The organism is Pseudomonas sp. EA_65y_Pfl2_P74 (assembly GCF_963970575.1).
Taxonomy (GTDB): domain Bacteria; phylum Pseudomonadota; class Gammaproteobacteria; order Pseudomonadales; family Pseudomonadaceae; genus Aquipseudomonas; species Aquipseudomonas baetica_A.
Genome location: NZ_CAXAOQ010000020.1, coordinates 106,704 through 121,063, shown reverse-complemented (window position 1 = coordinate 121,063; position 14,360 = coordinate 106,704). Strand labels below are relative to the sequence as shown.

Below are 14,360 nucleotides of genomic sequence, written 5' to 3'. Positions count from 1 at the left end.
TCGACTTGGTCGACAACCGACAATTTAAAAGTCAGCGTGTAATCGCGTTGACTACGTTTTGCGCCCGTATCCATTGCCCCCTCCTGATAAGAAGCCAGAAGGTGTAAACCTTATTCAGGACGAGACACGGTAATGCGTAAAGCCCACGACATGTCGTGGGCTTTTTTGTGCGTCGATGCAAGCCCGCTCCCACAAGGGTTATGCGCTGCGGCTCAGCTCATCCGTACGCTGTTGATACCTGGAGGCCAACGCCTGAATCTCTGGATCTGTTGCATTTAACAGCGTCTTGCTTGCCACCCGCAGAAAATTCAGATTACCGCCAGCCAAGGCTTTCTCAAGCCAAACCACCGCCTCATCAATCCGCCCTTCCCCCGCCAACACTGCGGCAAAACTGAACTGCCCGCGAAAATCCCCGCCCTTGGCCGAACGTCGATACCACTCGCGCGCCATGACCGGATCCGCCGGACATGCCTGCCCTTCTTCCAGATAACGCCCCAGCAGATTCATCGATTTCGCATGGCCCCGTTCAGCCGCGCGCCGATAAAGCGCCAGCGCCTGCAAATGATCCACCACCACACCGCGCCCGGTCGCCAGCAAATTGGCGAGGTTGTACATCGCCCAATCCAGCCCGGCATCCGCGGCGATCCGATAATGCTGCGCCGCAACAGACGCATCTGCGCCACACCCCCAGCCATGCTCATGGCACCGCCCGAGCATATTGCGCGCCATCAAGTGGCCGCGCTTGGCGGCGATGCCAAACCAGCGCAGCGCCAACGGCTGATCCCTGGCAATGCCCTGCCCCTCCAGAAGGATCTGCCCCAGCAACGCCTGGGCTTCAACTTCGCCCTCACCCGCCGCCAGCAAAATCGCCTGCGCAGCACGGGCCGGGCTTTCTTCGAGCATGGCGCTGAGTTGTTCACCGCTGAGGATTTCCTCGCGACGCAGTTTAAAACTCATACCTCGACCCAGCGCCGCAGCAGGTTGTGATACGTGCCGGTAAGGCGGATCAGCGATGGGTGATCAGGCATGTCCTGGGTGAGTTGCTGGATCGCGCCGTCCATCTCGAACAGCAGCGCGCGCTGGCTGTCTTCGCGCACCAGGCTTTGCGTCCAGAAGAACGACGCATAACGCGCACCGCGAGTGACCGCATTGACCTTGTGCAGACTGGTGCCGGGGTACAGCACCATATCGCCTGCGGGCAGCTTCACCCGTTGGGTGCCGAAGGTGTCCTGGATTTCCAGTTCGCCGCCGTCGTAATCCGCAGGCTCGCTGAAAAACAGCGTGGCCGACAGATCAGTGCGCACCCGCTCGATGCTGCCCTTCGGTTGGCGCACGGCGTTGTCGATGTGGAAGTCGAAACTGCCGCCGGCCGTGTAACAGTTCACTAACGGCGGGAACACTTTGTGCGGCAGCGCGGCGGACATGAACAGCGGATTTTTCCACAGCCGCTCAAGCATCGCTGCGCCAATTTCCTTGGCCAGTGGGTGGCCTTCAGGCAATTGCAGATTGTGTTTGGCCTTGGCCGACTGGTAGCCGGCGGTGATCTTGCCATCGGCCCAGTCCGCCTCTTCGAGCGCCTGGCGGATGCGCTGCACTTCTTCTTTCGCGAACAGGCCGGGAATGTGCAGCAGCATGGCAAACGTACCTGATGGTAAAAGATTGCCAATGGTATTGATTCTTATTGACCATGTAAAACACCCAGACGAATGAATCAGTAAAAACCGTAAGGCCAAATTGTAAAGAATGTAAATTTGGTGCGAATAACAATATTTCGCAATTGATACAAATACCTGTTTACCCTATATTCCGCCGCCTCAAATCCTTGGGGAGGGGAATTCAAATGGCACGTCAACACGCTCAAATACCGGTCAGTTCACCACGTTTGCTCGCCTCTGCAATTGGCGTGGCAATCACCGCAGGCTCCGCGGGCCACATGGTATTCGCCGCCGAAAAGACCGACAGCAAAGCCTCTGGCAATGCCATCGCCCTGGACGCCACCGCCATCACCGGCGAAGTGCAGGACACCACGTCCTACCAGGTCGAGAAAGCCTCCTCGCCCAAGTACACCGCGCCGCTGGTCGACACACCGCGCTCGGTCACCGTGATCCCGCAACAAGTGCTCAAAGACACCGGCGCCCTGAACATGCAGGATGCGCTGCGTACCGTGCCGGGCATCACCTTCGGTGCCGGTGAGGGTGGCAACCCGCAGGGTGATCGTCCGTTCATCCGCGGCTTCGACGCCCAGGGCGACACCTACCTGGACGGCGTGCGCGACACCGGTTCGCAGAGCCGCGAGATCTTCGCCGTCGAAAACATCGAAGTCAGCAAGGGCCCGAACTCGGCCATCGGTGGTCGCGGCGCAGCCGGCGGCAGCATCAACCTGGTGAGCAAGAAAGCCCACCTGGGCGATTCGTTCGACGGTGGTTTTACCTGGGGCTCAGACCAGACCCAGCGCTACACCCTGGACGGCAACTACCAGTTCAGCGACACCGCTGCCGGGCGTCTGAACCTGATGAGCCACGAAAGCAACGTCGCCGGCCGCGACAAGGTCGATTACGACCGTTGGGGCATCGCGCCGTCGCTGGCGTTCGGCCTGGGCACCGACACCCGCGTCAACCTCGATTACTACCATCTGGAAAGCAACGACACACCGGACTCGGGCGTGCCGTACACCATTCCAGCCGGTGGTTCGGCAGCACGCAGCAAATCCAACCCGGACAAGCCGTACGCCGGCGGTGACCACAGCAATTTCTACGGTCTGGATCGCGATTTCCGCAAGGGCCGCACCGACACCGCGACCTTCGCCATTGAGCACGATTTGAGCGACTCGCTGACGATCAAGAACACCCTGCGCCACGGCACCAGCATGCAGGATTACATCCTGACCCAGCCGGACGACAGCAAAGGCAACGTCAACAACGGCAGCGTCTGGCGTCGGGCGAACACTCGCGTGAGCAACACCGAGACCACCACCAACCAGACGGACCTGTTCGGCAACTTCTACGTCGCCGGTTTCAAGAACAGCTTCTCCACCGGCGTCGAATACACCCGCGAGCAAGGCCAGAAGTCCTCGTACACCGTCAACACCGACACCACGCCGCGCACCACCGCTGTCACCAATAACTGCACGCCGTCGATGATCGGCGCGTCGAGCGGCTACAACTGCACCTCGCTGTCGAACCCGAACCCGAACGATCCGTGGAACGGCGCTATCTCGCGCAACTACGCCGGCACCGACACCAAGGCCAGCACTTACGCGCTGTATGTGTTCGACACCCTGGAACTGTCCGAGCAGTGGCTTGTGAACATGGGCCTGCGTTACGACCACTTCGACACCGAATACAAAACCTACACCGCGGCCGGCAAAACCACCTCCAAGGGTGATGACACCAGCGAGTTCGTTACCGGTCAGTTCGGCGTGGTCTACAAACCAGCGGATAACGGCAGCATCTATGCATCCTATGCCACCTCCGCCACCCCGCCGGGCAACACCCTCGGCGAAGGCCAGGAAGGCAACCCGTTGGGCGGCACCCCGAACCGCGCCGGCAACTTGCTCAGCAGCGACATGGAGCCGGAAACCACCAAGAACTACGAAATCGGCACCAAGTGGGATCTGCTCAACGATCGCTTGTCGCTGACGGCTGATGTCTTCCGCACCGAGAAAGATAACGCTCGCGTGCAAGTCGATACCACGTCGTACGAGAACGCCGGAAAAACCCGCGTACAAGGTATCGAACTGTCGGCCAGCGGCAAGATCACCGAACAGTGGCAAGTGTTCGCCGGTTACGCCTACATGGACAGCGAGCAGGTCGACGGCGGCCCGATGGGCAAGGCCAACGACGGCAACCAACTGCCCAACACGCCGAAAAACAGCGCGAGCCTGTGGACCACTTATCAGGTCACACCGAAGCTGACCATTGGTGGCGGTGCGTTCTACGTCGATGAGGTGTTCGGCAGCGTGGCCAACACCACCCTGGTCGATTCGTACGTGCGTTACGACGCGATGGCGGCCTACAAGCTGACCAAGAACGTCGACCTGCAACTCAACGTGCAGAACCTGACCAACGAAACCTATTACGACAAAGCCTTCGCGACCCACTTCGCCAACCAGGCGGCGGGCCGTACGGCACTGTTGAGCACCAATTTCCACTTCTGATCAATGCTGTAAATGTCGGAGCGGCCTTGCTCGCGAAAGCGGTGTGTCAGAGAAATAGATATCGACTGACATGACGCATTCGCGAGCAAGCCCCCTCCCACAAGGAATGCGCCGCAAGGTACGGCCCCGTTCATTCAGTTGAACGGGGCTTTTGTGCGTAATAAAGAACGCTTCTCGATAAGCCACGGCATAATGCGCGCCGTGATGACAATTTCCGAACGGACGGCGAGTGACGTGTTAAAGAAAACCCTGTTCCAGTTGCACTGGTTTTTTGGCATCACTGCCGGGCTGGTGCTGGCCTTGATGGGCATTACCGGTGCGGCCTATTCGTTTCAGGACGAAATCCTGCGAGCGCTGAACCCGTCGGTGCTGCAGGTGGAAAAACACGTCGCCGGGGTCCTGCCGCCGGTCGAACTGGTGGAGCGCATCGAGGCCACTTCGGGCAAGAAAGTCTCGATGCTCTGGGTCGAGACCGACAGCGGCAACGCCGCAAAGGTGTTCTTCACTCCGCCAAAAGGCCAACGTCGCGGTGAGATGCGCTACTTCGATCCGTACACCGCAGAGTTCAAGGGTGACGCAACCGGCCAGGACTTCTTCGGCCTGATGCTGCAACTGCACCGTTTCCTCGCCATGGGCGACACCGGGCGCACCATCACCGGCGCCTGCACCTTGATTCTGCTGTTCTTCTGCCTGTCCGGCCTTTACCTGCGCTGGCCGCGCCAGTGGAACAAATGGCGCGTGTGGCTGACCCTGGACTGGAAGAAAAAGGGCCGCGCGTTCAATTGGGATCTGCACTCCGTGGCGGGAACCTGGTGCCTGTTGGTGTATCTGCTGCTGGCGTTGACCGGGTTGTCGTGGTCGTACGAGTGGTACAACAAAGGCCTGACCAAACTGCTGTCCGACGCACCGCAGAACGAGCGCGTGCGCGGTGGCCGCGGGCCGGCGCCAGAGGGTCCGGCGCCAACCGCCGACTACACGGCGATGTGGAGCAGCATCTACAGCGCCGCCGGCCCGGGCCTTTCTGCCTACAACATCCGCATGCCGCCCGTGGCTGGCCAACCGGCGACGGTGTTCTACCTGCTCGACCGTTCGCCCCATGATCGCGCGCTGAACCAGATCACCCTCGACCCGGCCACCGGCATCGTCAAACGCGTTGATCGCTACGCCGACAAGAGTTTCAAGGCGCAACTGCTGACCAGCCTTTATGCGCTGCACGTGGGCAGCTATTTCGGCCTTGTCGGGCGGCTCATCATCACCCTCGCTGCGGTGTGCATGCCGCTGTTCTTCATCACGGGATGGCTGTTGTATCTGGATCGTCGGCGCAAGAAGCAGCAGATCCACAATGCCCGCAAAGGCCTTGAACAACCGGCCGGCGATGCGGCTTCGTGGTTGATCGGTTTCGCCAGCCAGAGCGGTTTCGCCGAGCAACTGGCGTGGCAGAGCGCAGGCCAGTTGCAAGCCGCCGGGATGTCGGTGAATGTGCAGCCGCTGGCAACCGTCAGTGAGCAGGATCTGCGTGAGTCGGCCAACGCATTGTTTGTCGTCAGTACCTTCGGCGACGGCGAGGCGCCAGACAGCGCCCGCGGTTTCGAGCGCAAAGTGCTCAGCCACGCGGCGACACTCGACAGCCTGAACTATGCGGTGCTGGGCCTTGGCGATCGCCAGTACCCGCACTTCTGCGGCTTCGCCCGGCGCTTGCATCAATGGCTGAGCGAGCATGGCGCCAAGACCTTGTTCGCCCCCGTGGAAGTCGACAGCGCTGATCCCTACGCCCTGGGTCACTGGCAAACCCAGCTCGGCCAGATCACCGGGCAAGCACCGGTCGACACCTGGCAAGCGCCGAACTACGACAACTGGACGCTGCTGCGCCGCGAGCGGATGAACCCGGACAGCAGCGGCTCGCCGGTTTTTCTGATCGCTCTGAGCGCACCGGACACCAGCAGTTGGCTGGCCGGTGACCTGGTAGAAGTGCTGCCGCGCAACGGCGGTTGGGCCATCGAACACTTCCTCGACGGCCTCGGTATTCGCGGCGAGACCAAGGTGATCATCAATGGCCTGGAAGAGCCGCTGGAGGTCGCCCTGGCCACCCGTCAGTTGCCGGAGCACCGCGCGCATCTGGTCGGCCTGCATGCGCAGGCGCTGGTCGACGCGATGGTGCCGCTGACGATGCGCGAATACTCGATTGCCTCGATTCCCGCCGATGGCGTGCTGGAGCTGATTGTGCGTCAGGAACAACACGCCAATGGCAGCCTTGGCATTGGTTCCGGCTGGCTGACCGAACACGCGCCGGTGGGTGGCAGCATCAGTCTGCGAGTGCGCCGCAACAGCGGTTTCCACTTGCCGAACGAGCCAGTGCCCATGATTCTGCTGGGCAACGGCACGGGCCTTGCCGGGTTACGCAGTTTGCTCAAAGCGCGTATTGCCGACGGTCAGCAACGCCAGTGGTTACTGTTTGGCGAGCGTAATCGTGAGCACGACTTCCTCTGTCGAACGGAGCTGGAGGAGTGGTTGATCAACGGTGATCTGGAGCGACTGGATCTGGCGTTTTCGCGGGATCAGGCCGAGAAGATTTATGTACAGGATCGCTTGCGTGAATCGGCCGATGAACTGAAAAAATGGCTGGCCGACGGTGCTGTCATCTATATCTGTGGCAGCTTGCAGGGAATGGCATCAGGCGTGGATCAAGTGCTCAGTGAAGTCCTTGGTGCTGCTGAAGTTGAAAGCCTGATCGAACAGGGCCGATACCGCCGCGACGTTTATTGACCGTGCCCCATCCCCCCTGTGAGAACGAGCCTGCTCGCTCCCACAGGGTGTGCGGTGATTAGACTGGCTGCAACTTGCGCTCAAACACCGCCACCCCATCCAGATCGCGCAACACCACGCTCATCTCCCCGCTCTGCCCTTCAATATTCACCTCGCCAAAAAACTGAAACCCGGCAAACGGCGAAGTGTTCTGTGCCGGCGGGGCTTTCTCGAACACCACCTCAGGCCCAAAGGTCTTGTCCAGCGGATTAGGCCCGAAACTCCCGGCATTCAACGGCCCGGCGACAAACTCCCAGAACGGTTCGAAATCCTGAAACGCCGCACGATCCGGGTGATAGTGATGCGCCGCGCAGTAGTGAACATCGGCCGTGAGAAAGACAAAATTGCGCACCTGCTGCGCCCGCAGAAATCCGAGCAATTCGGCAATTTCCAGCTCACGCCCCTGCGCGGGTCCCGGATCGCCGTTGGCCACTGCTTCCCAACGCGCCACACCTGGACTGACCTCGCCATCGGGCACGCCAAGACCAATCGGCATATCAGCGGCGATCACTTTCCATTGCGCTTGCGAGCCCTTGAGACCCTGCTTGAGCCAGTTCAGTTGCGCACGCCCAAGAAACGGTTTCGCCGCCCCCAGGTTGTCATCGTTGGCCTCGCGATAACTGCGCATGTCGAGGACAAACACATCAAGCATCGGCCCGTAACTGAGCTTGCGATAAATCCGCCCGCCACCGTCTGCGGTCTGCAAACGCATCGGCGCGTATTCGAGCCAGGCCTGACGCGCTCGGCCCACCAGCGTGTGGATATCTTTCTCCTGATAGCGCTCATCCAGTTGCTTGCCCGGTGACCAGTTGTTGACCACCTCATGGTCGTCCCACTGCCAGATCTGTGGCACCTGGGCATTGAAGCGGCGGATGTTTTCATCCAGCAGGTTGTAGCGGTAGTTGCCCCGATAATCGTCGAGGGTCTGCGCGACGTTGCTTTTCGCTTCAGTGGTGATGTTGCGCCACACCCGCCCCCCTTCCGTCACAAGCTGCGCCGGCACCGGGCCGTCGGCGTAGATGGTGTCGCCGCTGTGGATAAAGAAGTCCGGCAGGCGCAGACGCATGGCTTCGTAGATACGCATGCCACCGATGTCCGGGTTGATGCCAAAACCCTGGCCGACGGTGTCGCCGCTCCAGACGAATCGAATATCACGCTTGGCCGTCGGCACGCTGCGTAAATGGCCGAACCACGGTTCGCTGGCGATGCCGGTCTGCGCGTCTTCAAAGTAAACACGATAGAAAATCGCCTGATCGGCGGGCAACCCGGTCAGCTCGACACGAGCGGTGAAATCAGTGCGGGCGTCGGCCAGTGGCGAGACAGATCGGCGGGGGTTGCCGAACAGGCTGCGCGTGTCCCACTCAACCACCATCCGCGCCGGACGATCACTGCGACTCCAGATCATCGCCCGATCGCCTTGCAAGTCGCCGGACTGCACGCCATCGGTCAGTTGCGGACGATCCTTGACGGACGCGATCACCGCCGGCGCCAGCCCCGGCATCAACAGCCCCGCGCCCACGGCTTGCATGACACGACGGCGACCGAGGTTGAAATCGCTCATGGTGTTCTCCCTGGAAAAAGGAAAACTAAAGCACGGGTTTATGAACCCGGCATGACATCAGCCCACCCCCCCATGTGGGAGCGGGCTTGCTCGCGAAGGCGTCGTATCAGCCAACATCGAATCGACTGACGCACCGCTTTCGCGAGCAAGCCCACACACAGGGGATGTACGTCAGGCCTTCGCCGGTGCCATTGTGAGGTCGACGGACTCGGGACGTTTGACCGTCGCGTACACCACCGCCGTCAGCAAACTACCGGCGACAATCGCCAGCAGATAAAGCAGCGCATGATTGATCGCATTCGGAATCGCCAGCACGAACAAGCCACCGTGCGGCGCCATCAGTTTGCAGCCGAAGTACATCGACAGCGCGCCGGTCAACGCACCGCCCGCGATGCTCGCCGGGATCACCCGCAGCGGGTCTTTCGCGGCAAACGGAATCGCCCCTTCGGAGATAAAGCACAGCCCCAGCACGAACGCCGCCTTACCCGCTTCGCGCTCGGTCTGGGCGAACTTGCGTCGGGCGATGAACGTGGCAATACCCAGACCAATCGGTGGCACCATCCCTGCCGCCATGGTCGCGGCCATCGGCGCATAACTTTGCGAGGCGAGCAGCCCCACCGAAAAGGCATACGCGGCTTTGTTGATCGGCCCACCGAGGTCAACGCACATCATGCCGCCGAGCAACACACCCAGCAGAATCGCATTGGTGGTGCCCATGCTGTCGAGGAAATGCGTCAGCGCCGCGAGCATCTGCGCTACGGGTTTGCCGACCACGTAGATCATCACCAGACCGGTGAACAGGCTGGCGAACAACGGGATGATCAGAATCGGTTTCAACGCTTCAAGACTTTGCGGAAGCGCGACATATCGACTGATCGCCTTGGCCGCGTAACCGGCAATGAAACCGGCGACGATCCCGCCGATAAACCCGGCGCCCAGGGTGCTGGCGAGCAAGCCGCCAATCATCCCCGGCGCCAGGCCCGGACGGTCGGCAATCGAGTAAGCGATGTAACCGGCCAGCAGCGGCACCATCAACTTGAACGCGGTCTCGCCGCCGATCTGCATCAGTGCCGCCGCCAGCGTGCCTTCTTCCTTGAACGCGGTGATGCCAAAGACAAACGACAGGGCAATCATCAAACCACCCGCCACCACCATCGGCAGCATGTACGACACGCCGGTCAGCAGGTGTTTGTAGACGCCGGTTTTCTCCGACTTGACGGGGGCCTTGCCCTCGCTGGCAGCGCTTTCCTGCTGGCCTTCGGCGAGGGCTTTTTTCAGCGTCGCTTCGGACTGTTTCAACGCAATGCCGGTGCCACAGCGGTAGATTTTCTTGCCGGCAAAACGCTCGGTGGCAACGTCGATATCCGCCGCCAGCAACACCACATCCGCCTCGGCAATCGCTGTCGCACTCAGGGGCGTTTTCGCCCCCACCGAACCTTGGGTTTCGACTTGCAGTTCATAGCCCAGACGCTTGGCCGTTTGCTGCAACGCTTCGGCCGCCATAAAGGTGTGGGCGACACCGGTCGGGCATGCGGTGATGGCGACGATGCGCGGTGCACGTTGCGCAACCGCAGCAGGGGCGGCTTCGGTTGCGACATAAATTTCGGCTTCTTCGGCACCGCGACGCAGTACGCCTTCGACGTCCTGCAGGGCTTGTGCCGGGGCAATCTGAAAGAGTCGTTTGCCGACGAACCGCGTCATGTCGACGTTGCCGGTGGCCACCAGCAACACCCACTCCGCCGCCTCAATGGTCGCCGCCGACAATTCGCGTTCCGGATGCGCCGCATCAACCACTTCAACGCTGGTGCTCCAGCCCTGACGCTGCGCTGCCGCATCAAGCAAACGGGCGCACAGCACACTGGTGACCATGCCGTTCGGGCAGGCCGTAACAATGGCTAACTTCATGACAAACCCTCTTATTGTTCTGTCAGGGGGCGAATGCGCACGCCCTGTTCGAGCTGCGCCAGTTGCGTGGCGTCGTTGATGCCAAAACCGATCTGCGTCACCGCCATCGCCGCAATCGCGGTGGCCGTGCGCAAGGTCTGCTCAGGCGTGTCGGCGCTGAGCAAACCATGGAGCATGCCGGCCAGCAGCGAATCGCCGGCACCGACGGTGCTGGCCACGCTGACCTTGGGCGGCGAGGCGTGCAGCGCCGAGCCGACACTGAACCAGTTCACACCGTCGGCACCGTGGGAGATCACGACATGCTCGATGCCTTGAGCGTGCAGTCGACTCGCCGCTTGAGCCTCGGCGGCGTGGGAAACCACCTCGCAACCCAAGGCATCGGCCAGTTCCTCCGTGTTCGGTTTGATCAGCCAAGGGCTGGCCTTCAACGCTTGGCGCAACGCTTCGCCGCTGGAGTCGAGGGCGACTTTCAGGCCAAGCGAGTTCAGCCGCTCGATCAATTCGCGCAGCCACTGCGCAGTCACGCCACGCGGCAAACTGCCGGCGACCACGACCGCGTCATGCCCCGGCGCAATCTGCACCAGACGCTCAAGCAACGCCTGCTGCGCGGCTGCATCGACCAACGGCCCAGGGCCGTTGATGTCGGTGATACGGCCATCGCTTTCAGCGACTTTGATATTGCTGCGCGTCTCACCCGGTACACGGATAAACGCGTCGACAAAACCGCGCTTGGCGAACAGGGTTTCGAACGCTTGCAGGTTGTCTTCGCCGAGAAAACCGCTGACCGTCAGTTGATGCCCGAGGTCGGCCAGCACCTGCGCAACGTTCACGCCTTTGCCAGCGGCGTGGGTGTGCATTTCGTCGCTGCGGTTGACCTGACCGGGCGCAAGCACTGGCAGCTCAACCGTGAGGTCCAGCGCCGGGTTGAGGGTCAGGGTGAGAATCTTGGCCATTACAGGGCCTCCACTAATGCACGCACTTCATTGGCGCTGCCCACGGTGAGGGCTTGTTGAGCAAGGGTTTGCGCCTGGGTCAGGCTGAGTTCGCGCACGCGCGCCTTGACCTCGGCAATGCTGCGTCCGGACACACTCAGCTCATCGACGCCAAGGCCAACCAGCACCGGCACCGCCAACGGGTCCGCCGCCAGTTCACCGCACACGCCCACCCATTTGCCGTGGGCATGGGCCGCGCGTACGGTGATGTCGATCAGTTGCAGCACCGCCGGGTGCAAGCCGTCAGCCTGGGCCGACAGGGTCGGGTGACCACGGTCGATGGCCAAGGTGTATTGGGTCAGGTCGTTGGTGCCGACGCTGAAGAAGTCGACTTCTTTGGCCAGCACCGGCGCGAGCAACGCGGCGGATGGGACTTCAATCATGATCCCCAGTTGCAAATCGGCCACCGGGATTTCCAGGCGCAGACGCTCGGTCATGTCACGGGCCTGACGCCACTCTTCGACGCTGCCGACCATCGGGAACATGATGCGCAATGGACGGTTGTCCGCCGAACGCAGCAAGGCACGCAGTTGCGCTTCCATGATCTGCGGACGCTGCAAGGTCAGGCGAATGCCGCGCACGCCGAGGAACGGGTTTTCTTCCTTGGCGATCGGCCAATACGGCAGCGGTTTGTCGCCGCCAACGTCCAGCGTACGCACCACCAGCGGCCGCCCGGCGAGGCCATCAAGAACGCGGCGGTATTCGGCTTCCTGAGTCGCTTCGTCCGGCGCTTGCGGGTGGGCCATGAAAATCAGTTCGGTGCGCAGCAGACCGATGCCTTCGGCGCCCTGCTCCACCGCGCTGATGACGCCAGCGCTTTCGCCGATGTTGGCGAACACTTCGACGGCGTGGCCGTCGGTGGTGTGCGCCGGTTGATGACGTTGTTCGGCGGCCACCTTGAGGCACTGCTCACGGGTGTCGCGTTCTTCGGCGGCGCGTTGCAGGGTTGCGGCATCGGCGTCGACATGCAGGCGACCGCGCTGACCGTCCAGCAGCAACGGCGTGCCCGGCGCCAGCAGCAACACCGCCGCGCCGGCGCCGACCAGCGCTGGAATCCCCAGAGCCCGCGCAACGATTGCACTGTGCGCGGTGGCACCGCCGCGAGCGGTGAGAATCCCCGCCACGCGCGCAGGGTCCAGCCGCGCCACGTCGGACGGGCCGACTTCGTCCATCACCAGAATGTACGGTTGCTCCGGCTCGCTCGGCGTCTGCACGCCACACAGTTGCGCCAATACACGGCGACCGATATCACGCAGATCCGCCGCACGCTCGGCGAGCAAGGCGTCCTGTAGCGACTCCTGCTGTTTGGCCGCGGCTTCGATCACTGCCATCCACGCCGCTTCAGCGCTTTCGCCCTGCTTGAGGCGCGTGTCGACTTCGTCGGTCAGTTCCGGGTCGTCGAGCATCTCCTGATGGGTGATGAAAATCTCGCGAATGGCTTTGGCTTTGCTGCGTTCGATCAGGCCCTGAATATCACCGCGCACATCGCTCACCGCCTGCTTGAGACGCGCACGCTCGACAGCCGCGGACTCGCCGCGCAGCGGGTAATCGATGGTTTGTTGCACTTGAATGTGCGCAGGGCCAATCGCGATGCCCGGTGCCGCCGGGATCGCTTGCAGCAGGCTGCCGGACGCCGGGGCGATCACGACTTCGGCGATATCGGCAACCACTTCGCGTTGCTGGCTCACGGCCGGCAACGGCTCGACTTCTTCGCCGAGGCCTTCTTCGATGGCGGCCAACAAGGCGGGCAACGCATCGGCGGCGATGCTCGGTTCGGCGATCAGCTCCAGCACCTGACCGCGACGGGCGCCCAGGCTCAGCAGTTTGCTCAGGCTCTTCACCGACACGGCGCTGTCCTGACCGTCGACAATGCGCACACGAATTTCGCCATCAAAACTCTTGGCCAGTTGCGCGAGGATCTTCGCCGGACGCGCATGCAAACCGTGGGCATTGGCCAACGCAATACGTGCGCTCGGCCAGTCGGCCGGCAATTCACCGCCAAGCACTTCGAGGACTTTACGGCTGCTGGTGGCACGACCCAGTTCGTGACCGCGACCTTCGATCAGCAACGCACACAAGCGCTCAAGCAAGGCCTGATGCGCTTCGCCCAGGCTGGCCAGGCAGAACAGACCGCTGAGCGGTTGGCCGAGATAACGCATCGGTTTGTCCGGGGTGACAAAAGCCAGGCCCGGGCGTTTCACCGTTTGTTCGCTGTGCAGCCACCACAGGCCATCGCCCAGCGGCAGCGCTTCGACTTGCTGCAACACACCGGCAAAGCCGTTGCTCACGCAATCGGCCTGACGCAATAGACGCGCGCCACGCCAGACCAGTTCTTCGAAATCGTCGGCGGAGACACCGAGGCCGATCATCTGCGCGTCCAGCGCCAATTCCTGCGGCGCGCCTTGCAGCAGTTTCAGCAGCGCTTCGGGGGAACTGGCGCGGCGCAGGGCCTGGCCCAGATCGGTCTCGCCGAGGGCGCGGGTCAGCAGTTGCAACAGGCGCAGGTGTTCATCGGATTTGGCGGCGATACCGATGGCCAGATAAACGATCTGACCATCGCCCCAATCCACGCCCTCGGGAAACTGCATCAGGCGCACGCCAGTGGCGAACACTTGGTCGCGGGTCTCGGGGGTGCCGTGCGGGATGGCAATACCTTGGCCGAGAAAGGTCGAGCCCTGGGCTTCGCGAGCCTGCAATCCGGCGAGGTATCCGTCGGCGACCAATCCATCGGCGACCAGGTGATTGGCCAGCAATTGCAGGGCAGCGGGTTTATCCACAGCCGATTGGCCCATGGATATCTGCTCTATAGTGAGCTCGAGCATGCGATCTCCTTTTTGGCACATGAAGGTGCCAGGTATTGTTTTGAATGGTTGCAGCTTAGGCGCTTGTCAGCTTCCTTTTCAGGGGCATTTTTGGCGGTTTCACGGCAGAACCGGTCAAAGGC

General features: G+C 61.8%; 8 protein-coding genes. 2 read left to right on the top strand and 6 right to left on the bottom strand.

The features are described 5' to 3' along the window. Positions 1-198: 198 nt before the first annotated feature. Together AACY18_RS17515 and AACY18_RS17510 are read right to left on the bottom strand one after the other, a co-directional pair. A complete protein-coding gene (locus tag AACY18_RS17515; RefSeq protein ID WP_339431714.1) occupies positions 199-957 on the bottom strand; it encodes a tetratricopeptide repeat protein in 759 nt (252 codons plus the stop codon). Continuing rightward, a complete protein-coding gene (locus AACY18_RS17510; RefSeq protein WP_339431713.1) occupies positions 954-1,634 on the bottom strand; it encodes a Fe2+-dependent dioxygenase in 681 nt (226 codons plus the stop codon). Before AACY18_RS17510 ends, AACY18_RS17515 begins: the two co-directional genes overlap by 4 nt. A 206-nt stretch (positions 1,635-1,840) precedes the next feature. Here AACY18_RS17510 and AACY18_RS17505 point away from each other — a divergent pair, with 206 nt between their 5' ends. Further along, positions 1,841-4,156, top strand: coding sequence for a TonB-dependent receptor (locus AACY18_RS17505; RefSeq protein ID WP_339431712.1), 2,316 nt, complete (start codon positions 1,841-1,843; stop codon positions 4,154-4,156). 234 nt (positions 4,157-4,390) lie between these two features. Then, a complete protein-coding gene (locus tag AACY18_RS17500) occupies positions 4,391-6,919 on the top strand; it encodes a sulfite reductase flavoprotein subunit alpha (RefSeq protein ID WP_339465515.1) in 2,529 nt (842 codons plus the stop codon). Positions 6,920-6,977: 58 nt separating this feature from the next. On the opposite strand, the gene AACY18_RS17495 is transcribed toward AACY18_RS17500, so the two are convergent. From AACY18_RS17495 to ptsP, 4 genes are all read right to left on the bottom strand, one after another. Further along, positions 6,978-8,519 (bottom strand): alkaline phosphatase D family protein, encoded by a 1,542-nt coding sequence (locus AACY18_RS17495; RefSeq protein ID WP_339431711.1) that lies wholly within the window; start codon positions 8,517-8,519, stop codon positions 6,978-6,980. 171 nt (positions 8,520-8,690) lie between these two features. Beyond that, positions 8,691-10,424, bottom strand: coding sequence for a PTS fructose-like transporter subunit IIB (locus AACY18_RS17490; protein ID WP_339431710.1), 1,734 nt, complete (start codon positions 10,422-10,424; stop codon positions 8,691-8,693). 11 nt (positions 10,425-10,435) lie between these two features. Further along, positions 10,436-11,377 (bottom strand): 1-phosphofructokinase, encoded by a 942-nt coding sequence (pfkB, locus tag AACY18_RS17485; RefSeq protein ID WP_339431709.1) that lies wholly within the window; start codon positions 11,375-11,377, stop codon positions 10,436-10,438. Then, on the bottom strand, positions 11,377-14,238 hold the full coding sequence (gene ptsP / locus AACY18_RS17480; protein ID WP_339465513.1) for a phosphoenolpyruvate--protein phosphotransferase: 2,862 nt from the start codon (positions 14,236-14,238) through the stop codon (positions 11,377-11,379). Before ptsP ends, pfkB begins: the two co-directional genes overlap by 1 nt. Positions 14,239-14,360: the final 122 nt, after the last annotated feature.

Coding starts and splice junctions, on each gene's coding strand:
- AACY18_RS17515 (WP_339431714.1), bottom strand. CDS start 957: ATGAGTTTTAAACTGCGTCGCGAGGAAATCCTCAGCGGTGAACAACTC.
- pfkB (WP_339431709.1), bottom strand. CDS start 11,377: ATGGCCAAGATTCTCACCCTGACCCTCAACCCGGCGCTGGACCTCACG.
- ptsP (WP_339465513.1), bottom strand. CDS start 14,238: ATGCTCGAGCTCACTATAGAGCAGATATCCATGGGCCAATCGGCTGTG.
- AACY18_RS17510 (WP_339431713.1), bottom strand. CDS start 1,634: ATGCTGCTGCACATTCCCGGCCTGTTCGCGAAAGAAGAAGTGCAGCGC.
- AACY18_RS17495 (WP_339431711.1), bottom strand. CDS start 8,519: ATGAGCGATTTCAACCTCGGTCGCCGTCGTGTCATGCAAGCCGTGGGC.
- AACY18_RS17490 (WP_339431710.1), bottom strand. CDS start 10,424: ATGAAGTTAGCCATTGTTACGGCCTGCCCGAACGGCATGGTCACCAGT.
- AACY18_RS17505 (WP_339431712.1), top strand. CDS start 1,841: ATGGCACGTCAACACGCTCAAATACCGGTCAGTTCACCACGTTTGCTC.